1 protein-coding gene is annotated in these 248 nt (G+C 57.3%); it reads left to right on the forward strand.

Going from position 1 to position 248, the window contains the following annotated elements; all coding sequences use genetic code 11:
• Nucleotides 1–248, forward strand: a 248-nt coding sequence (locus FCK22_RS18705) for a plastocyanin/azurin family copper-binding protein (RefSeq protein ID WP_248646616.1), incomplete at both ends; no start/stop codon positions are given.

The following is a 248-nucleotide window of genomic DNA, read 5'->3' on the forward strand; positions in this document are numbered from 1 at the left end:
GCACAAGGAAATGGCCGCAGGCATGCCCGGCAAGGCCGAGGCGGTTGACCGCACGATCGAGGTGACCATGCGCGAAACCGACGACGGCGAGATGATCTTTGAACCCGCCGAGTTCGACATCAAAAAAGGCGAGACCATTCGCTTTGGCGTCACCAACAAAGGCGAGATCGAGCATGAGTTTGTAATCGACACGATGGAAGGCAATGCCGAGCACAAGGACGCCATGGCCAAGATGGACATGGAGCATG

Source organism: Sulfitobacter sp. 15WGC (genome assembly GCF_005068605.1).
Taxonomy (GTDB): domain Bacteria; phylum Pseudomonadota; class Alphaproteobacteria; order Rhodobacterales; family Rhodobacteraceae; genus Sulfitobacter; species Sulfitobacter faviae.